The organism is Paenibacillus campinasensis, assembly GCF_002272015.1.
Taxonomy (GTDB): Bacteria; Bacillota; Bacilli; order Paenibacillales; family Paenibacillaceae; genus Paenibacillus_AQ; species Paenibacillus_AQ campinasensis.
The window spans coordinates 125612-144194 of the sequence record NZ_NPBY01000027.1; the positions used below are offsets into that span (position 1 = coordinate 125612).

Below are 18583 nucleotides of genomic sequence, written 5' to 3' on the forward strand. Positions count from 1 at the left end.
AATTTCAGTTGTGGATACAGGAGGGGTTCGATGGAACTGGGGCTGCCGTTTGAAACCTATGTAGCAAAATATAAATACAAGTACCTGGCGCTCTACCAGGCTCTACGCGAAGCCATTCTGAGCGGAAATCTGCCGGCAGGTGTCCGTCTTCCGGCTACGCGCGAGCTCGCCAGGATGTACGGCATATCGAGGGGAGCGGCCGCCCAGAGCTACGACATGCTGCTGTCAGAAGGCTATGTGGAGACCCGGGTTGGCAGCGGAACGTATGTCGCCCAAGGGATGACGAAACGCCCTGACAAGCTGCCCACCTCCCGGGAGCCGGTGTTATCGGCCTGGGGGAAGCGGCTTATGGATGCCATCCCTGCAGGGGACAATGAGAATGAGAGCGGGGATGCTGACCGGCTTGAAGAGGGGACGATCTCTTTTACAAGTGTGAATATCCCGATGGAGCTGTTTCCTTATGCGGAGTGGCGCAGCGCTTTAGCCTTTGCAGGCGGCATCGGCGGCCGATTGCTGGAAAGCGGGCCACCTCCTGCCGGAGACATGGAACTGCGAAAGGCGATCGCCGGTCATCTGCGATTCAAACGCGGCATTGAAGCCGACCCGGAGCAGATCGTTGTGTTCAGCGGCTCGATGCAGGGCCTGATGCTGTTATTCCAGCTTCTGGTTGATGAGGGGGAGCCTGTTGTGCTTGAGGATCCCGGATTCCCGGGCATCTATCAAGCGGTATCTGCCAGCGGCGGCATTCCGCTGCCTTCGCCTGTGGATGCACAGGGCCTCGTGCCTTCAGAATGGGAGGCTAAACTGCTTGTCGTATCACCCAGCCGCCAATACCCCACGGGAAAGGTGCTGCCACTTGAACGAAGAAGGGCGCTCCTGAACTGGGCTGGCAGACGCAATGCCTGGGTCATTGAGGATGACTATGACAGCGAATTCCGCTGGAGAGGGCGGCCGATTGAGCCGCTGAAGGTGCTGGATCACGAGCAGAGGGTCATCTACATCGGTTCGTTCTCGAAAACGATGTTTAACAGCCTTCGGCTAGGCTATGCCGTGCTGCCTCCAGCCTTGGTATCGCCCGTCGTGGCGGCTAAAGCGATCTATGAGCCGATATCCCCGGCTTCCCTGGAGCAGCGGGCGCTGGCCCGGTTTATGCAGACGGGCGGGTATGCGCGTCATCTGCGGCGAATGACGAAGGTGTTCGGGGCGAGGTACGAAGCCTTTTGCGAGCATATGAACCGGCAGGTTCCGGAAGTGTTTCGTCTCGAACGAGGGGATTCCGGACTGCTCGTATACGCGAGCTGGCTGAAATCCGGCGAGGCCTATGACAGGTTCAGACAGGCGGCGCGCGACCGCGGGGTTGTGTTCCGCAATGCGTCCGTGTATCATTATACTTTCGCTCCTCCGGCGGCCTGCTTTGCATTTGCCCATCTGAACGACAGCCAGATTGAAGAGGGGGTTCGCCGGCTGGCTGCTGCGTGGACAGACATGCTGAAAAACAGGTATGATGGTGGAGGATCAATTTTTTGACATAGATGAGGGGGAATGAGTGATGCTGAACGCATCGCCGTCTTCTTTTGTAATCAAGCCCGCGCTGGCGAAGATCGTCTGCGAACCGGGATGGAAGTGGCAAAAGCGTGAAAAACCGATGGAGAATTACGATTTGTTTTATGTCTGGAGCGGGGAAGGGATTGTCGAGCTGAATGATGAGCCATATACGGTCGGGAAAGGGAGCTGCTTCCTGTTTCGTCCGGGCGATCATACGAGCGCGACGCATAATCCGCAAAAGCCGTTGGTTTTGACATATATCCATTTTGACGTTACGGAGCCGGTAACGGAGGTTCCCGCTTCATACCGGCAGCTTTCCGAGACGATGGAGTTCGAGAATTTGCTGGCAAGGTACGTCAGGCTTTATCTGGACAAGCCCTTCGGGGGGGAGGAAGAGGGACAGCTGATTCTGAAACAGCTGATGATTCATCTTCTGCGTGCCGATCTGGCTGAGCCGATTGTCAAAAAAGCGAGCAATCAGCTATCGGAAGCCATCCACGAAATCGCCAATTATGTCCGCCAGCATCCAGGCATCCCGCATCGGGTGGAGGATCTGGCTGCCAGAGCCGGATTGTCACCGCGCTACTTCTCCATCAAGTTCAAAGAACTGATCGGGACGCCAGTGCAGTCGTATATTATCCGGATGCGCATTGAGCGGGCGCAGCATTTGCTGCTGCATCAGGGGATGAATGTGACCGAGGTGGCTGATGCGCTGGGCTACCGGGACATCTTTTTCTTCAGTCGGCAGTTTAAGCAGTACACGGGGAAAAGCCCTTCCGAAATCCGCTGATGCGTCAGTTTCGAACATTCCGATCGGTCATTTCGCCATAAGGCGAAGTGCGGATCCCGCGCACTGGGGCGTCCTTGTGCACTGGGTGGAGCGAGGCGTCGCTGAGTTGCGGGCTCTGCTCCGCTTGAACCGCTTAAACGAAGCGCCGACACCGTTCGCAGTCAGAGATTCATGGCATCAGAAAGCGCAGATTCCACCCTGCTCCGGACTGAACCCGGTTGCGGGATCATCTGCGCTTTTTTTGGCTGTAACCAAAAGGAGGAAGGGGAATGACAAAGATAGAGGAACAGCGGGTGGCCCTGGTCACAGGTGCTTCCAGCGGCTTCGGCATGCTGATCAGCCTGGCGCTGGCCCAAGCCGGATACATTGTAGTTGCGGGTGTCCGGAGGCCGGAGGCAGAAGATGAGCTGCGTTTGCGTGCGGAACAGGAAGGGGCTCGAGGGTTGATTCATCCGCTTCGGCTGGACATTTGCCGCCCGGAGCACATTGAGCAGGCCTCGGCATACATCGAAGATACCTACGGCCGTCTCGACGTGCTGGTGAACAACGCCGGTGAAGCGGTCGGGGGCATGGTGGAGGAAGTGCCGCTTGCGGATTGGAGAAGACAGATGGAGACGAACTTCTTCGGCACGCTGGCGGTGACACAGGCGATGCTTCCTCTGCTGCGTACAACCGGGCGCGCCAAAATCATCATGCTGAGCAGCATCAGCGGTGTGGTTGGCTTTCCGGGATACGGGCCGTATGCCGCATCCAAATTCGCGGTAGAAGGGTTCAGTGAAAGCCTGTCGATGGAGCTGGCCCCTTGGGGTGTCGATGTGGTGCTGGTCCAGCCGGGCGCTTATGGCACCCCGATCTGGCGCAAGAGCTTCGGGGCGATCCAGAGCGGGGAGCATTCCCCGTACCGCGAGGTATTAACCGGCGTGCTGGCCTATTCCAAGCGGACAGCCGAGCAGGCCGGAGACCCGATGGAGGTCGCCAGGCTGGTGGCACGGATTGCCACTATGCGTAAACCGAAATTTCGTTATCGGCTGCCCCGTTCGACCCAGTGGTCGGCCTGGATGAAGCTTCTGCTGCCGGACCGGCTGTTCCAGCGCATCGTCATGAGGCTGCTGCGTCAGAAGGACGCAGGCAGGGAATAACGCTGACGCAAGAACAGGGGACTAGTTTGCTTTTTCATTCGGATGAAGGACTCCCAGAAGCTCGCCCATTTTGACCCTTGAGCCGGTCTCTAAATCTCCGCGTGGCGTGAATGTGCCGCTTTCGGTCAGAAGCACGACGGTGGAGCCGAATTCGAAGTAAGCCAGCTCATCGCCGATCTGCCACTGCTTGACCTCGTCGCTCACATATTGAATGCTGCTGACGTTCATCGCGCCAACCTTCACAACAGCGACCTCGCCGAATTCATGCGCAATGTATGTAATCAGCCGTTCGTTCCGGCTCAGCACGGACCGGATATGGGTCATTGCAAAATCATTGACCGGGTACACCTTGCCCTTCAGATGCTCGCTTTCCGTCTGCACGCCGGTAACCGGGGAGTGAATGCGGTGGTAATCCGTCGGACTTAGATACAGCACAAATACATACCCGTTGATATAATGCTCAATTCGCGGGGAGTGGTTCAGCAGCTCGGCTATCGTGTAGTCTTGCCCCTTCACATTGACAATGGTGCCTGCCTGAATCAAACCCTGCGCGGTAATGGTGGCATCGACCGGACTGACCATGGCGCTCTGTGTATCATCGATGGAGCGCATGCCGATTTTCAGTCTGCGGGAGAAGAACTCGTTCAGCGAGCGGTATTCGTGAATTTCCTTCTCCGCTTCGTGGGCGGGAATTTGATATACCCGAATGAATGTCGGTATAAGATAACGGCTGACTCCACTGTGAGAGAAGCGCCCCATCAGCTTGGAAAGCCACTTTCGGGAAGACAGTTCGGTCATTAGCCGCAGCAAATGTTTAGCCATGAAATTCTCCTTTTCCTGCATGTGTCTATAGGATCTTGATGGCGGTTTCATATCACCGGTTGATAGACGCATGGTAAGTACAATCTGATATTGACACAGTTTTGATTCGAAATCAATAAATCGGTCAATTTGTAAAATGGTTCTTGCAAATTTGCGATGGGCTGTGTATTTTTAGATTAGCATAAAACCGAATAGGGAGTACGGGGGCTTGAGTGAATCAGGCTGAGATTGCAGCTGTTATCCCGCTGCTGACCGTTAATCTGAACTGGGTAATGCCAGCGTAGAGAATATCCGACCCTGCCTATACTAGGGCCTATTTTCCGTCTGCGCATTTTTCCAGACGGTTTTTTGTTGTGTGGATTTGGAATGAATGAGCAGCCGGCCGGCGCGAATCTTGCCAATCCTGTTCGCCACGAAATAAAGGTTGAGAGGGGTATGAAGGTTTATGGGAGTTCCAGTTAAAGAAAATTTGGAATTACAGTCCCGGAAAGGACTGCGAGTCAGCGATATTTTGGTTACCGTATTGGTGTCACTGGTGTTTGGGATTGTGTATCACTTTTGGGGATCGGTATATAGCTTGCTCAAGCCGTTTCAGGCGGATGAGCTGCTGTACGGGATGTGGTTTGCAGCGGCAACGCTTGCTTTTCTGCTGATCCGTAAGCCGGGCGTCGCGATTATTGCAGAGTTGGCGGCCGCGCACGTGGAAGTGCTGTTTGGCAGCGGCTGGGGTCTGACCCTGCTTATGTACGGGCTGATTCAAGGACTTGGAGCCGAGCTGGTCTTTGCGGCATTCCGCTACCGGAACTACAGCGTGTGGGTTGCTGCAGCGGCAGGAGCTGTGGCAGCGCTTGGCTCGATGGTGCTCGATTTCTACTACAGCTACACGGATGATTTGGAATCCTGGCTGTTCATTGCCAAATACGGCATGCGTATCCTCAGCGGCGCGGTCATCGCCGGTCTGCTCATGGTGCTGCTGGCGAAGGCGCTTGAGCGTACAGGCGTAACGGCGCTGCTCCGCCCGGCTTCATCGAAGGATTACGAAGCATTGGACGATCCGCGCCATGGCTGATCAGGGAACTGGGCGCAGTGCCGCTTGGGAGCCGATGGCGGCGGAAGGGCTTCGAGAGCCTAGGGAGCAGGCAGTATCCGTGGAGGGGCTCCGGCTGAAATACCCCGGGGAAGAGCGGCTGACGTTCAAGGATGTATCCTTTAAGGCCGCGCCGGGTGAAAAAGTGCTGCTGCTCGGGCCGAGCGGATGCGGAAAATCGACGCTGCTGCAGGTGCTCAGCGGCATGATTCCGAAGGCGACCGAGGTGCCGATGAAATGTGAGAACCGGCAGCTTCCCCGTTCATGGGCTTACGTGTTCCAGGATCCGGACACGCAGTTTTGCATGCCGTATGTGGATGAGGAGCTGGCTTTCGTTCTGGAGAATCTTGCGGTCCCCCGGGACGAGATGAAAGCGAGAATGCGCGAAGCGCTGGATGCGGTCGGCCTGCATCTCAAGGAGCTGCATATGCCGATCAGCCACTTGTCACAAGGAATGAAGCAACGGCTGGCACTGGCATCGGCACTGCTGCTGGAACCGGAGGTGCTGTTCCTGGATGAGCCTTCGGCTCTGCTTGATCCGGAAGGCCGGCGTCAGATCTGGGAAGCGGTGAAGCGAGTGTCCGCCGGACGTACCCTGATCATCGTGGAGCACCGGATCGAAGAGATGGCAGACTATGTGGACCGGATCGTGCTGTTCGGACCGGATGGCGTGATATTGGGCGAAGGCCCGCCGAAGGAAGTGTTCGCTCGTTATGAATCGGAGCTGAAGTCCTACGGCATCTGGTATCCCGGCGTGTGGGAGGACTATGCAGCTTCGCGCGCGGGGCAGCAGTGGTTCCCCCGCATCGCTTCGAGCAGCGCGGCTGGATCGTTATCCTCCCTGGAACCGGTGGTGGCCTCCTCCGGTGAAGGGAGGGGGCGTCCGGATCAGGAGAATGAAGTCGTGAATCCGAACGCGAGCGTGAACGCGAATCGCTGCAGCCGTGAGCCGCAGATCACGCTGCAGAGCTTCGCAGGCCAGCGGCGCAGTCAGCCTGTGATCGCATTGGATCATGCGGAGGTATTCCCGGGTGATTATGTGGCGATCCTCGGCCCGAACGGAGCTGGCAAAAGCTCGCTTCTGCTAAGCCTGATGGGCTTACTGCCATCTGAAGGGACCTACATTCTTGGCGGCGAGCATGTGGTTAAGGGAAAGCGGAAGAAGCTTCGCAAACGCAGGGAACAGCAGCTTCGCCAGATCGGGTTTGTGTTCCAGAATCCGGAGCTTCAGTTTGTCACGGAGCGTGTGGGAGATGAGGTTGCTTATTCCTTGCTGGTGGACGGTATGCCTGCCAGTGAAGCGGAGGAAGCATCTCGCAGCATTCTGGAGCGCTTCGGTCTGCATGGGCTGGAAGGAAGGCATCCGTATCAGCTGTCAACCGGTCAGAAGCGCAGGCTCAGTGTCGCTACGGCCATGGCGAGACAGCCTTCGGTTCTGCTGCTGGATGAACCCACCTTCGGGCAGGATGCCCGCAATACGTTTGCGATCCTGGAGATGTGCGAGCAGCTTCGGCGCAGCGGAACCGCGATCCTGATGGTGACACATGAGCTGCAGATCGCTGAGATGGCCGCCACGCATATATGGGAGATCCGCGAGGGCAGGGTGGTGTCCCAGAAGGTGTCGCCAAGATTACATGCGGCAGAATCGGACATGGCCTTGGCGGAGGTGAGTTCATGAGCTTCTGGGGACCTGTCCGTCACACCTGGCTGCATCGGACGAATCCGGTTGTGAAGCTGGGTGTCATCTGTCTGTTGTTCTTCATGACCGTGCTCACTCATGATCTTGATGTCATCATCTATCAAGCGATGATCTTCACGGTTTGCTTGCTGCTTCTAAGCGGCATTCAGCCCTGGAAAATGCTGCTGTTTCTCATTCCGTTCATGATGGCGTTCCTCGCTTCTGCTTCATCGATGATGCTGTTTGGTAAAGGGGATACCATCTGGTGGCAATGGGGCCTGTTCAAAATATCGGAGGAAAGCTTCTACCGCGGTCTGCACCTCGGGTTCAAAGGCATCGCCTTCGCAGCCGAAGGCCTGCTGCTTGTAACCACAACGCAATCGGTCGACTTGTTCTATGCGTTAATGCAGAAGCTTAAGCTTCGGCCCAAGTATGCGTACAGCTTCATGGCATCCATCCGTCTGCTGCCGATGGTGTGGGAGGAATTCCTTATTCGTCGGCAGGCGCTGAAGGTGCGCGGGGTACAGCCGGCTCGCGGCCCGCGCAGGCTGGTCGTGCGCGCCGGATTATATGTAGTTCCGCTGCTGGCGCAAAGCATTCGCCGGGCTCACCGCGTGGCTGCGGCGATGGAGGCGAAGCAGTTCGACGGGGACCGGAGTCAGGCGCGAACGTACTACTATCCGTCTCAGTATTCCCGGTATGATGTGCTGACGGTCGGCTTGCTGGCTGCGGCCGTCTGCTGTGCTTATGCGGGGGCAAGCTATTATCCGTGGTTTGGCATCGGCGATGTCCGGTTCAATTAAGTGAGAAGCAGAAAGCCAGTCCTGTGGGGGCGGGCTTTCTGCTTCTTCTGTTTGGCTCGCGATATGCGGCTCGGATATAATACTAATGGTAAAGACAGATCTAAACGGCAATGGATCAATATTCATCCACTATCAACAAAAGGCAGGTAACGGCAATGGAATACATATATGAATCGGCACAGCGCAGCTACGAGGATTTCGCGAGCGGCCGGGTGCTGTATAATGCGCGCGGAACGACCTCGTTTCCGGTGAGGCTTGCCAGCGAGATTGTGCAGCGCTGTTTACGCATGCTTGAAGACAGGGGGAACGAGGGTCCCTATACCTTATTCGATCCATGCTGCGGGGGCGGCTACCTGTTGACGGTCGCGGGGCTGCTGCACGGCCAGCGCTTCAAGCAGGTCATCGGCTCAGATGTGAACGCCGGCGTGCTGGAATTGGCGGGGAACAATCTGTCCTTGCTTACGCCCGAAGGCATGCAGCGACGCGAGAAGCAGATCAAGGAGCTGATCCAGCTCTATGATAAGCCCTCGCACCATGAAGCGCTTCAAAGTGTTGCCCGCCTGGAGCAGCTGCTGGATCGGTCAGCCATTGAGGAGGTCCGCTGCTTTCAAGGGGATATTACGAATTGGCAGGAGCCATTTGACCTTAAGGCAAACCTTGTGCTGACCGACCTTCCTTATGGACAGATCGTCAGCTGGAACGGGGATAGCGCGGATCCTGTGCATGATTTTTTTGAGCATGTCTATCGTTTACTGGAGCCTGGCCGTGCCGTAGTAGCGGTCATCGCCGATAAAAGTCAGAAATTAAGACATGACCGCTTCACCAAAATACAAGGGTTCAAGGTGGGCAAAAGACAGGTGGCGATTCTCGAGCCGAAGGGCTGATACATCCATAGAACAGGCTGGAGACCGCGCCAGCCTTCCAATCCCCAGATTATAACAGCTATACAGGAACGTATGTTCTGTTAATTTCGAAAAAAATATAGCATTTCCTGCGGAACCCCGGCGCGTCGGTAGTACTCATGCAAGGATTCACCCGGTGATGCTGCAAGGTCGGCGGTCAAGAGAGCAATGGCGAAGCGATTGGCCTGCCTCTCCAGCTTGCCTGGACTAAAATAGGAGTGTTCCTCCAAAAAGAATCGGCTGATTCCTTTGTGCAAACGATCATGTCCGAGTTCATGGGCGCACACAAAACGCTGCCATTCCGCTGGAAGCTGATTATGGATCACGATAAATCTCCGTCTCAGCTTGCGAAAATAGAGCCCTTTGGTCGTCTGCCCCAAATCGGCAAAACGGATATGTATTCCCAGAGAGGATGCTAACTCAAACGGGCAGTTGGTAAGATATTTTCGGATCAGCTTGCGGATTAAAGCCTGTACATAATCATCCATGCCGGTTCACCTGCAATAATGATATTGGTTGATTGATTCTAATAATCGCTCGGAAAGCTCCTTTAGCATCGGAATTTTGCAATAATGTCATCGGTTTACTTCTTCCGTTTATTCATCTTCTTGGCTTCCCAGAACAGGCCGGTCAGCACATCCTTAATTCGCTGCTTGTCCTCCTGATTGAGTGGAATGCCGTCAAACATCAGCTCTCCGTCATCCTCCAGCATTTTTTTGAAATCCCGCTTGTCCTTGGCCGTTGCCCAGACCGGAACGGACAGTTCCGCTGCAGGGACGGCTTCAGTTTCCAGATATCCCGCCTGGCTCATCAATTCCTCGTAAGGAACGTCCAGCGCATCCGCGATTTTACGAAGGGTTTGCGGCTTGGGCACGCCTCTTAACCCGTTTTCAATTCTGGAAATTTGGGAGCCGCTGATCTCAGCAGCCTGTGCCAGCCTGCTGATGCTCCAGCCCTTCTCTTCCCTGATCTGCTTCAGATATACACCAAATTCCTGGTCCACGGTCCGGCCACTCCTCACCATTTTGTCCGTCTGAAATCCTCTATGCTTCAAGTATAAACAGAATTCCTGTCTTTGCCAACAGGTAAAACAAAAAAGAGTTATATTGCCAAAAGGCAAGGAAATTGAAGCTAGACTCCGAAATATGACCCAAAATTGATGGAGACGGAGTTTTACGCCTTTCACCAAATAGTGGTATATTAATGAAAAATACGAACAAACATACGAACGAAACATGAAAGACAACGATGCCAAATGGGAACAAACACTGCTGATGGACAAGAATAGGGCTTGGTAGTTGTACTGCAAATGATGAACAGGAGAGTGAAGTCGTATGAATCATGTGTTGCCAGAACTGGACCGTCGAAAAACCCAGCGTGCCGTTGAAGCGATATTTGAAAAATACCGGATCTACAAAACGATTACGTTCGAGGTTAGGGAAGCCAGCATCACGGCATCCTATACCGAGCGTTTCCATGGTCCGACGAATGTAACCTCGGATCAGACTGCACAGGTGGCTGTCTATAATGTAGACATGCCGGCAGCCAGACAGCGGTACTGCGAGATGATCGAGTCGATTGTAGAGCGGCTCGGGGAGCGCGAGCAGCTGCTCATCCGGGAGCGGTATATGAAGCAGGATGATGTGTTTGACTACAAAGTGTACAATTATATTTTCGATCCGCCGGTAAGCAAGGACACCTATGTGAAAATTCGAAGCAAGGCATTCTACAAGCTGGCGCTGGTGTTGGCCGAGCTCGGACTGCTGTCCCTTGACACACTCGTTAAGCCAATCACCCGCTTGAAAAAGAGTGAGGAAGCCCAGGCAGTAGGGGCAGGTCAATGATGGGGCTGCTCATCTTGCCCTTTCAATTCAGTTCCTGTCACTCGGATAAGGCGATAATCGCAGCCTCGGATTGACATAAGCCAGACCTAAATTATATTATATATGCGTACCTATTAGTATGTAATTATTACATTGCATCATACAATCAAGGATGGTGGCCCTTATGGATTCCAAATCGAAAATGATGGAGGTGGCGCTAAAGCTAGCCGAGCAGATGCCTCTCGATAAAATCAATTACGCTGATATTGCGGACGCGGCGGGTGTGCACTGGACGACGGTCAGACGCCATCTGGGAAGCAAGGAGCGCATGAGAACGCACATTGCAGAATGGATGCGGGATCGGGGGAAGGAGCCGGCCCATGGGGATACCCGCTCCAAAATAATCGAGGCAGCACGTACGGTGTTCGCACGACTCGGTTACAGCGGAGCCTCGCTCGACCAAGTGGCAGCGGAGGCCGGCATGACCAAAGGGGCCGTGTATTGGCACTTTGCCAGCAAGCAGGACCTATATGTGGCGCTGCTTGAGTCCAATATGTCGGCCCAGAAGCGGCTCATTCCACAGCAGGCCCAGGCCGTGCTGGAGGCGGATGATCCGGTTCGCGCGCTTTCTTCCTGGCTGCGGGGCCAGTGCGCATCCTGTCTGGAGAATCCCGATGCCGCGCTTCTGTTTCTGGAGTTTCTGGTATCCAGCCGTGAGCCGGGGATCCGGTCCAAGCTGGCGGGGCTGTTCGAGGAACTGCACCATCAGGTAGCACTGATGCTGGCAGAGCTTCAATGCAGCGGGCGATTGTGGGGCGAGCCGGATGCAAAGGCGATATCGGTGTACATTCAATCGGTCATGCATGGCATGCTGGTGACGTCGGTCATTCATCGGGAGGAGATTAAGCTGGATGTGATGATGGACGATGTGGCAAGCATGCTGTGGAACGGCCTGTATCCTCGTCCTGCAGAGGAACCGAGGGGAGAGTAACGAATGAACGAATATCCTGTAGAAGTTGCCTATGCTCTGGAGGCTGGGAGAAACGTCGATTGGCGTTTTTCTTTTGCAATTGACATACTAAATAGTACGCGAAAGTAATACTTATTAGAATGGAGGGGTTGTCCCAATGGAGGTTGTGCTGGGGATAGCAGCAGTTGTGTTTCTTCTATATATATGCAGTGATATCGCAGTGCGTCGTGCGGAGAAGAAGTACCCGTCTTCCGGATCGTTTGTCGAGGTGGATGGAATTCGGCTGCATTATCAAGATGAAGGAGAGGGCAGACCGGTTGTATTGCTTCATGGCGGGGTGCTGTGGGGTGGGGATTTTAAAGAAGTCATGACATTGGCAGCCAAGCAAGGCTATCGGGCATGGGCCTTTGATCGGCCGGGATATGGATACAGTGAAAGATTGCCGAGTCGGAACATGTCGCCGCGAGACCAGGCAAGGCTGCTGCACGGTGCACTGCGGAAGCTTGGCATCGAGCGTCCGATAGTGGTTGCCCACTCATGGAGCGGGGTGTTGGCACTGACCTATGCGCTGGACTATCCCGAGGACGTGTCAGGCTTGGTTACCGTGGGCGGGGGAATGTACAGGGACAATTATCCTGCTGCCGATGGGGATGGATTGTCCCGCCTGGTAACGATGCCGATCCTCGGAAGTCTGCTTCTGCATACGCTTCTCGTTCCGTTTGCTTATCTAGCCTCCCGAAGCATGATGCACGCGACCTTCACTCCTGAACGGGTTCCCGAGGCTTACGGCCGAGCGGTTCGAGCCTTGTGGTTCAGGCCCGGACAATTCCGGGCGAACCGGGAGGATGTGCTCCAGTTCGCTCCGGCTTGCGATGAAATATCGAGCCGATATGGCGAAGTAGCAGCCCCTGTCGTCATCGCTGCCGGTGAAGCGGATCCCTTCCCGACCCTGGTGCACAGCACATGGCTGCATCGGGACCTTCCTCACTCCAGGCTGATTCTCTATCCGGGAGTTGGCCACATGATTCCGCAGCTGCACCCGGAACTTGTCATGGAGAGTATTCAGGCACTGACTGAGATGGAATCACAGGAAATGGCCTCCGGTGACGAATCCGGCTTCGGATCATAGCCATTCGGAGAGAATGTCCCATAGGTAGGGTCAGGAACAATTCGCTTCCTTGTGCAGTCAGCAAGCCCATCACGGCAGTTACTGCACGCTGAAATCAGGCACTCGTCTTTTTACCGCCCATAATCATCCCGAACTTCGCAGAATCCTCTCCCTTTCACCGTCTCCGCTTGGGTTTAAACAAGGTAAGATTATAGCATCGGGAATGAAGCAAGAGGCACCGAACAACACAGTAATGAACTGTCAGCCGGCCAAGAGGGCCGGTTTTTTCATGCGGTCAAGCCTGTTGGTCATTCCCGGTTCCAATATCGGAGAGAAAGGAGGGGCCGAGGTTGTATGGGGAAATCGTGGAGGCAACCATCATTCGGCTGCTGGGTCCATGAGACGTGCAATTAGCCAGATGGTATCGAGCATCATCCCGGAGCTTGAAGGGCATGTGTATGATCTGCATCCGCCCGCAGGGACAGTGGAGAGCAATTATGCTGTCATCATGCTCGGGGAAGAAGTGTGGAAATCCGCTTGGGCGGGGTATCGGCAAGTGATTCGCTTACTGCTCTATACGGATAGACCGATGCTCCACGAGCTTGATATGTGGTCTGAACAGCTGATCCAAGAGCTGCATCGACGCCGGATCGTTAGCGATGAGGGAAAGGCATTCACACTTCATTATCTGGGGGTGCCGGAGGCAGACAAGGTGGATCCGATGACGGGGAAAACTGCTCGATTGCTCCGTTTTGGCATCTATTTACCGGAGGTAAATGGGGGAGGGGCTGACGAGGAGCCGGATGAATGGCTCAGCCATTTGGCGGCTTGGACAGGACAATTCCTAGGAAGCCGATGGCAGATCTATCAATCCCGCTGGCCATCATCTCGGGAAGAGTATGCGGTAATGTGGCGGTTGACTGACTGTGAAGTGTTAAATTCGTCAGCCTCCATGGTTGAAGTGAGAAAAAGCTTTACTGGCCATGTTGTTTCGCCCACGGCGGATATGGAGCTTCAAACTGCCATAGCGCTCGCCGGGGAGCTTGGTGACAAGGCGATGATTCCGATCGACGCCGGGGAGCGCCGGTATATGACGGTCGTGGACGTGACGGCCAATCTGCAAGCTGATCCTGTCCTGGACGGACAAGTAAAGCTTAAGCTAATGCAGCGAAAAATGCGCGCTGTAGAGGATGCGGCGTGGATTCGCCGTGTACACATTCATCCCAATATGAAGTGAGGTGGACATGGAGTGGCGATCAAGAAAACAGTGAAATCGAAATCGGATACCCTGAATGCCCGTTATGAGGTCGCGGAACTGAAGGCGCATGCAAAGGCGTTGTTTGGCGTTCGGCCGGAGGTTGTAGATGGCGCTCTATATGGGAGCGGCAATGAACGTTATACGGTAGCAGAAGTCAAAGAAAAAATTAATCAATTCATGAAAGTGAAGGTGGTCTAAGCATGGCGGGAGGAACATGGGAAAGCACTAATAAACCGGTACTGCCGGGATTGTATATGAATTTCAAAGCGCAGGCTGCTTCAGCAATTCAAGGAGGCGCGCGCGGTACAGTGATCATACCCGTGAAGGCCGATTGGGGGCCGGTGCGGGAGTTTGTGGAAATTGGAAACGAGCAGGCGATTGACGACAGGTATTCCCTCAGTAGGGAGAATGGTGTTACCGCTTATGACGCTTTGTATCTGGCATTGCTGGGCGGACCTAAGAAGCTGCTTGCTTACCGTCTTGCAGACAGCAGCGCAGCCCCGGCTTCCGTTACGCTTCAGAACAGTGCCAGCCAACCTGAGGATACACTCAAGCTGGAGGCGAAGTACCCTGGAAGAAGAGGAAATCAATTCTCAGTAACCATCCAGCCATCGCTGGCTGATCCATCCGTACAGGAGCTTCGGCTATATGAAGGAGCTAAACTTCTTGGGACCTACACTGGCACGGACGGTACAGCCGCATCGCTTGCCGAACAGGTTAATCGTGACAGCAATAACCAGTGGATTACGGCCTCGGTCGTAGGGGACGGCAACACGTCCCTCGAGGAGGTAAGCGGCGCTGGACTGTCCGGTGGGGAAAGCGGCATTAGCGGATTGACCAATGCTGATTATATTGCCATGCAGGATGCAGCGGAAGGTCAGGAGTTTAACGTGCTTGCACTTGACTATGCTGCCGACATGGCTCTGCTGCAGAGCTTTTCCGCTTGGGTGAAGCGTCTTCGTGGTGAAGGCCGCGGCGTGATGGCTGTTTTTGGCGGAAGCAAAGCGGACGATACAGCCAAGGATGCAGCTGATTTGGCAGCAGCTAGATCCCTGGCACTCAATCATGAAGGAATTATTAATGTCGGCACAGGCGTGCGTCTAGCCGGAAATGATTACAGCTCGGCTCTGACAGCTGCGTATGTTGCAGGACTGATTGCAGGGCAGCGTTTGAATCAATCAGCAACGTATGCCGTGACACCATTCGAGGATGTTACCCGTCGCTGGACTCGCTCGGAGCAGGAGTCGGCCGTGAATAACGGGGTATTCTTGCTCTTCTTTGACGGACGCCAAGTTAAGGCGCTGCGCGGGATCAACACGCTGGTTAGCCCGGCCGAAGGCCAAAACAACGCTTGGAAAAAAATCCGTTCCATTCGCGTCATGGATGCGATTCAGGCTGATCTTCAGCAGGCAGCGGAGCAAACCTATATCGGCAAGGTGAACAATACGGAAGAAGGAAGACTAGCGCTTATTGGTGCTGTCAAGGAGTATTTGGGTCAATTGTCGCTAAGTCAGGTGATTGAAACGGACGGATATGACGTTATTCTTGACCCGGCGTATTATGGCGACTCGGCTGTGAACACACCGGATCCGGATCAGGTATTCCTGCAATGGAATGTGAAGCTGACCGATGTGATGGAGCAGCTGTACGGTACTTTTTACGTTCAATAATATTTAATTTCGTAGAGGAGGAAACAACATGTTGGATGCTTCAAGAGTCATTTCGGGGACATATGGCCAGGCATATATCGATGGGGTCTGGCAGACGCATATCAATCACTTGGAGGCCAGTGTGGAGCTGGAGAAGCGCGAACTGAAGCTGGTCGGTCAGGAATGGACGGTGCATAAGAACGGCTCCAAAAAGGGAACGGGGACGATGAGCGGTTACAAGGTTACTTCGGATATGATCGCCCGTGGCTTCACGAAATTCGATATTATTTCGAAGCTGGACGACCCGGAAGCATACGGTCATGAACGCGTTCGCCTGATCCGCTGCATGCCGGATAAAATCCAGCTGGCCAATTGGACCGCTGGTGAAGAGATACAGGAGGAAACAACTTTTACTTTTGAAGGGTATGAGCTGCTTGATCCGATTGTAGCGAATTAGGCAGTTCAACGCATAAAATGGGGAACCCTAACCGGCGGTTGTCGTCTCTCTTCAGTCGGATGAGGGACGACAGTCACTCGGGTCTATAGGCAGATAAAAGAACTCTATATTTTTCATAAGGAGCAGTGAGACATGAGTCAACTTGAGCATTTAAGCGAAGAACAAATTCTGGATCAGTTGTTCGAGGCAGCGGAGAAGCTGCCGGAGGAAACCGTTCGCATCCAGCGGCTGGACATGCAGATTACGCTGCATGGATTAACTTCAAGCAAGGTGGACAGCATTCGTGAACGCTGCACGGTCCGCCGGAGCGTGAAGGGCTCGGTAGAGGAGAAGGTGGACACGGAGACGTTTAATGCGCTCCTGATTTCCGAAGCGACGGGCAGCTTGACCGTGAAAGGACTGACGCTGAACGGATGGGGCGATCCGCGCATTACCAGCCGGTTGAAGCTGTCGGGCGGAGAGCAGGCGGTTCGCCGCATGCTGCTGGCAGGGGAACTGGATGCCGTCGGCGATAAAGTGCTAGAGCTGTCCGGTTTCGGTGTTGAGATTTCCGACCTAAAAAACTGATCAACTCCGGGGGAATGACCACGATGCTGTACCACATGTGGGCGCGGCACCATCTCCGTCCCGGAGATTTTTGGCGTCTGCCACGGGGCGAACGACTGCTGCTGCTGGCCTTTTCCGAGACGGAATTGGATCAGCTGGCAGCTGCAGGTCAAACCAGAAGTTGAAAAGGAGGTGAATGATTCATGGCTGAATCATTGAGCTATCGGATGAATCTTGTCATCGATCCGAAAAATGTGGTGAAGGCGAACAGTGGGCTCAGAGCAATGGAGCGATACTTCGAACGCATCGAAGGGCGAGTGATGCGGATCGGCAGAACCCGGATGGCGCCGGAGATCGTGCTGAAGGATAGTGCTTCGAAAGCGCTGGATGGCCTGCTGGAGAAAATCAAACGCGTGAAATCTGAGGTGATTGACGCCTCGGCCAGTGTGAAACTTCATGTTCACAGACAGATTGACACCCTTGTAAATGTGAACTTCCTCCATGTCGTTCAGGGACTGGACTTTAACCCTGTCGTTAATGCTCTTCAGGCGAACACCGATGCCTTGCATGGGCTGTCCGATGCACTTGGGAACCTGCAAATTGGAGGAGGACAGGAGTCCAGCTCATTCATGGATAAAGCGTTGAACGGTGTTGAAAGTGTTTTATTTGCTGCAGTTGCGATGAAAGGGATAGGTGAGATCAAGGATAAAACGAAGTCTCTTCGGGAAGTGCTGCCAGGAAAGAGAAAACCATCGCAGAAAGGCAATACCCCCGATGCTAAGCCGGATTTGAATAATGGCACCGGTGGGCAAGGTAAGTCCAACCCCAAAAAAGCTGCACAAACCCAAAATAAAGCCGCACAAACTGAAAGCAAAGCCGCGCAAACCCAAAGCAAAGGTACCCCAACCAATGACAAAGTCCCTAGTACCACGCCGAAGAAACCAGTCGGGAAAGGAAAAACTTTGCGCAGAATGGCGGTTGGCGGGGACTTCCTTGAAACTGTAGGCAATCTGACAAAGGCAGGTCTCACCGTGGCTAAAAAAACGTGGGAGATTGGCTCCAATCTCTTTGGTGGCGGCGGCGGTGGACTTGGCGTAGTTGCCGGTAATACGGGTGCCGCTAAGACAGCGGTCAATCCGGCAAAGACCGCGGTCAAAAGCGGGGGAGCTTCTGGTCTATTGAAAGGTGCCAGCAAACGCCTCCTGGGTCCGTTGAGCTTTTTGGCGGACGCCAAAGCGATTGCACAGGCAGAGCCTGGCATAGAGCGTAATAAGGCGATTGGCTCGGCAATCGGCGGAGGCATTGGCGCAACCATCGGCGGGATGGTCGGTTCCGTTATTCCAGGCGCAGGCACTTTGGTTGGCTCGGTTGCAGGCGGTGCCGTTGGAAGCTACGTAGGCGAGAAAATTGGCGGGGCTGTCACCGGGATAACGGAGACGTTCAAGGCAGGCAAGGAGAATGTAACGAAATGGTTCTCCAAAACCTTCTCCTTTGGCAAAAAAGAAAAGGATATCGCCCAGCCTCCTCCTGTTCCGAAGCCCGTGGTACCGGCACCTCCACCGAGCTATGCGCTCGCCAGTCCCGGCGCTCCAATATACGGGAATGCCACGCCTGGCGGCCATTCGTATTCCGGAAGCAGGGGATCGTTCGGTCCTCCGGCCTTCAGCGATCCTGCCCGCACCCAGGCGTATTCCGGCAATCAGCTGTCTCCGCAGGTCGTTCAGATTAGTCCAGAGCAGATGAATGTATTGTCGGGATATTTCAGGGATATCCAAATGGAGACAACCACCAACTATAATCTGCCGTCGGGAGCCGTTCAGGTGACGGTGCATGAACATCACCCGGTCGATGTGGAAGGATTAATATTACAGATCGGGCAGCGACTGAGGACTGAATTCCATAGAGCGGCTCAGAACCGGAAGCCGAATCAAGCAATGCCGTATTAATACTTGGAAATATTAAAACTTCTAGAGCTTTACCGTATTTTAAACGGAGAGGAGGGGCCG

Annotated in this window: 20 protein-coding genes and 1 riboswitch; of the genes, 17 read left to right on the forward strand and 3 right to left on the reverse strand. The window is 54.4% G+C overall.

Annotation, left to right across the window (positions count from 1 at the left end):
• Positions 1–30: 30 nt before the first annotated feature.
• The 3 genes from pdxR to CHH67_RS08315 all read left to right on the forward strand — a co-directional run bounded on the left by pdxR (position 31) and on the right by CHH67_RS08315 (position 3474).
• Entirely contained in the window at positions 31–1527 is a 1497-nt protein-coding gene (gene pdxR / locus CHH67_RS08305) for a MocR-like pyridoxine biosynthesis transcription factor PdxR (RefSeq protein WP_095264700.1), read from the forward strand.
• A gap of 22 nt (positions 1528–1549) precedes the next feature.
• A complete protein-coding gene (locus tag CHH67_RS08310; RefSeq protein ID WP_095264701.1) occupies positions 1550–2335 on the forward strand; it encodes a helix-turn-helix domain-containing protein in 786 nt (261 codons plus the stop codon).
• A 269-nt stretch (positions 2336–2604) separates the two neighbouring features.
• Entirely contained in the window at positions 2605–3474 is an 870-nt protein-coding gene (locus CHH67_RS08315; RefSeq protein WP_095264702.1) for an SDR family oxidoreductase, read from the forward strand.
• 21 nt (positions 3475–3495) lie between these two features.
• On the opposite strand, the gene asd is transcribed toward CHH67_RS08315, so the two are convergent.
• The gene (gene asd, locus CHH67_RS08320; protein ID WP_095264703.1) at positions 3496–4296 is read right to left on the reverse strand and encodes an archaetidylserine decarboxylase; all 801 of its coding nucleotides are present in this window, start codon (positions 4294–4296) and stop codon (positions 3496–3498) included.
• Between the two features lie 190 nt (positions 4297–4486).
• A riboswitch (TPP riboswitch) is annotated at positions 4487–4600 on the forward strand.
• A gap of 141 nt (positions 4601–4741) precedes the next feature.
• On the opposite strand from asd, the gene CHH67_RS08325 reads away from it, so the two are divergent.
• The 4 genes from CHH67_RS08325 to CHH67_RS08340 all read left to right on the forward strand — a co-directional run bounded on the left by CHH67_RS08325 (position 4742) and on the right by CHH67_RS08340 (position 8748).
• A complete protein-coding gene (locus tag CHH67_RS08325) occupies positions 4742–5365 on the forward strand; it encodes an ECF transporter S component (protein WP_095264704.1) in 624 nt (207 codons plus the stop codon).
• Positions 5366–5399: 34 nt separating this feature from the next.
• Positions 5400–7061, forward strand: coding sequence for an ABC transporter ATP-binding protein (locus CHH67_RS08330; RefSeq protein WP_095264755.1), 1662 nt, complete (start codon positions 5400–5402; stop codon positions 7059–7061).
• The gene (locus tag CHH67_RS08335; RefSeq protein WP_095264705.1) at positions 7058–7864 is read left to right on the forward strand and encodes an energy-coupling factor transporter transmembrane component T family protein; all 807 of its coding nucleotides are present in this window, start codon (positions 7058–7060) and stop codon (positions 7862–7864) included. Before CHH67_RS08330 ends, CHH67_RS08335 begins: the two co-directional genes overlap by 4 nt.
• Positions 7865–8019: 155 nt before the next feature.
• A complete protein-coding gene (locus tag CHH67_RS08340; protein WP_095264706.1) occupies positions 8020–8748 on the forward strand; it encodes a hypothetical protein in 729 nt (242 codons plus the stop codon).
• A gap of 80 nt (positions 8749–8828) precedes the next feature.
• Here the strand turns inward: CHH67_RS08340 and CHH67_RS08345 are convergent, their stop codons facing one another.
• Together CHH67_RS08345 and CHH67_RS08350 are read right to left on the reverse strand one after the other, a co-directional pair.
• Positions 8829–9254: an ImmA/IrrE family metallo-endopeptidase gene (locus CHH67_RS08345; RefSeq protein ID WP_095264707.1), complete on the reverse strand. Its 426-nt coding sequence runs from the start codon at positions 9252–9254 to the stop codon at positions 8829–8831.
• Positions 9255–9349: 95 nt separating this feature from the next.
• A complete protein-coding gene (locus CHH67_RS08350) occupies positions 9350–9769 on the reverse strand; it encodes a helix-turn-helix domain-containing protein (RefSeq protein WP_095264708.1) in 420 nt (139 codons plus the stop codon).
• Positions 9770–10100: 331 nt separating this feature from the next.
• Here CHH67_RS08350 and CHH67_RS08355 point away from each other — a divergent pair, with 331 nt between their 5' ends.
• From CHH67_RS08355 to CHH67_RS08395, 10 genes are all read left to right on the forward strand, one after another.
• A complete protein-coding gene (locus CHH67_RS08355) occupies positions 10101–10610 on the forward strand; it encodes an ArpU family phage packaging/lysis transcriptional regulator (RefSeq protein ID WP_095264709.1) in 510 nt (169 codons plus the stop codon).
• 163 nt (positions 10611–10773) lie between these two features.
• Complete coding sequence (locus tag CHH67_RS08360) at positions 10774–11580, forward strand: TetR/AcrR family transcriptional regulator (RefSeq protein ID WP_179292081.1); 807 nt, start codon at positions 10774–10776, stop codon at positions 11578–11580.
• 136 nt (positions 11581–11716) lie between these two features.
• Positions 11717–12688, forward strand: coding sequence for an alpha/beta fold hydrolase (locus tag CHH67_RS08365; protein ID WP_095264711.1), 972 nt, complete (start codon positions 11717–11719; stop codon positions 12686–12688).
• A 376-nt stretch (positions 12689–13064) separates the two neighbouring features.
• Positions 13065–13904 carry a hypothetical protein gene (locus CHH67_RS08370; protein ID WP_095264756.1) on the forward strand — a complete coding sequence of 280 codons (840 nt, stop codon included), beginning with the start codon at positions 13065–13067 and terminating at the stop codon, positions 13902–13904.
• Positions 13905–13916: 12 nt separating this feature from the next.
• The gene (locus CHH67_RS08375; protein ID WP_095264712.1) at positions 13917–14123 is read left to right on the forward strand and encodes a YqzN/YkzM domain-containing protein; all 207 of its coding nucleotides are present in this window, start codon (positions 13917–13919) and stop codon (positions 14121–14123) included.
• Positions 14124–14125: 2 nt separating this feature from the next.
• Positions 14126–15595, forward strand: coding sequence for a phage tail sheath family protein (locus CHH67_RS08380; RefSeq protein ID WP_095264713.1), 1470 nt, complete (start codon positions 14126–14128; stop codon positions 15593–15595).
• Positions 15596–15623: 28 nt separating this feature from the next.
• Complete coding sequence (locus CHH67_RS08385) at positions 15624–16031, forward strand: phage tail tube protein (RefSeq protein WP_095264714.1); 408 nt, start codon at positions 15624–15626, stop codon at positions 16029–16031.
• Positions 16032–16163: 132 nt separating this feature from the next.
• Positions 16164–16598: a phage tail assembly chaperone gene (locus CHH67_RS08390; RefSeq protein ID WP_095264715.1), complete on the forward strand. Its 435-nt coding sequence runs from the start codon at positions 16164–16166 to the stop codon at positions 16596–16598.
• Between the two features lie 23 nt (positions 16599–16621).
• Positions 16622–16762 (forward strand): hypothetical protein, encoded by a 141-nt coding sequence (locus CHH67_RS26165; RefSeq protein WP_176475526.1) that lies wholly within the window; start codon positions 16622–16624, stop codon positions 16760–16762.
• Positions 16763–16780: 18 nt separating this feature from the next.
• Positions 16781–18523, forward strand: coding sequence for a hypothetical protein (locus tag CHH67_RS08395; RefSeq protein WP_095264716.1), 1743 nt, complete (start codon positions 16781–16783; stop codon positions 18521–18523).
• The last annotated feature ends 60 nt before the right edge of the window (positions 18524–18583 follow it).

Excerpts from the sequence above, each read along its gene's own strand:
- pdxR (WP_095264700.1), top strand. The coding sequence starts at position 31 with ATGGAACTGGGGCTGCCGTTTGAAACCTATGTAGCAAAATATAAATAC.
- CHH67_RS08310 (WP_095264701.1), top strand. The coding sequence starts at position 1,550 with ATGCTGAACGCATCGCCGTCTTCTTTTGTAATCAAGCCCGCGCTGGCG.
- CHH67_RS08315 (WP_095264702.1), top strand. The coding sequence starts at position 2,605 with ATGACAAAGATAGAGGAACAGCGGGTGGCCCTGGTCACAGGTGCTTCC.
- asd (WP_095264703.1), bottom strand. The coding sequence starts at position 4,296 with ATGGCTAAACATTTGCTGCGGCTAATGACCGAACTGTCTTCCCGAAAG.
- CHH67_RS08325 (WP_095264704.1), top strand. The coding sequence starts at position 4,742 with ATGGGAGTTCCAGTTAAAGAAAATTTGGAATTACAGTCCCGGAAAGGA.
- CHH67_RS08330 (WP_095264755.1), top strand. The coding sequence starts at position 5,400 with ATGGCGGCGGAAGGGCTTCGAGAGCCTAGGGAGCAGGCAGTATCCGTG.
- CHH67_RS08335 (WP_095264705.1), top strand. The coding sequence starts at position 7,058 with ATGAGCTTCTGGGGACCTGTCCGTCACACCTGGCTGCATCGGACGAAT.
- CHH67_RS08340 (WP_095264706.1), top strand. The coding sequence starts at position 8,020 with ATGGAATACATATATGAATCGGCACAGCGCAGCTACGAGGATTTCGCG.
- CHH67_RS08345 (WP_095264707.1), bottom strand. The coding sequence starts at position 9,254 with ATGGATGATTATGTACAGGCTTTAATCCGCAAGCTGATCCGAAAATAT.
- CHH67_RS08355 (WP_095264709.1), top strand. The coding sequence starts at position 10,101 with ATGAATCATGTGTTGCCAGAACTGGACCGTCGAAAAACCCAGCGTGCC.
- CHH67_RS08360 (WP_179292081.1), top strand. The coding sequence starts at position 10,774 with ATGGATTCCAAATCGAAAATGATGGAGGTGGCGCTAAAGCTAGCCGAG.
- CHH67_RS08365 (WP_095264711.1), top strand. The coding sequence starts at position 11,717 with ATGGAGGTTGTGCTGGGGATAGCAGCAGTTGTGTTTCTTCTATATATA.
- CHH67_RS08370 (WP_095264756.1), top strand. The coding sequence starts at position 13,065 with ATGAGACGTGCAATTAGCCAGATGGTATCGAGCATCATCCCGGAGCTT.
- CHH67_RS08380 (WP_095264713.1), top strand. The coding sequence starts at position 14,126 with ATGGCGGGAGGAACATGGGAAAGCACTAATAAACCGGTACTGCCGGGA.
- CHH67_RS08385 (WP_095264714.1), top strand. The coding sequence starts at position 15,624 with ATGTTGGATGCTTCAAGAGTCATTTCGGGGACATATGGCCAGGCATAT.
- CHH67_RS08390 (WP_095264715.1), top strand. The coding sequence starts at position 16,164 with ATGAGTCAACTTGAGCATTTAAGCGAAGAACAAATTCTGGATCAGTTG.
- CHH67_RS26165 (WP_176475526.1), top strand. The coding sequence starts at position 16,622 with ATGCTGTACCACATGTGGGCGCGGCACCATCTCCGTCCCGGAGATTTT.
- CHH67_RS08395 (WP_095264716.1), top strand. The coding sequence starts at position 16,781 with ATGGCTGAATCATTGAGCTATCGGATGAATCTTGTCATCGATCCGAAA.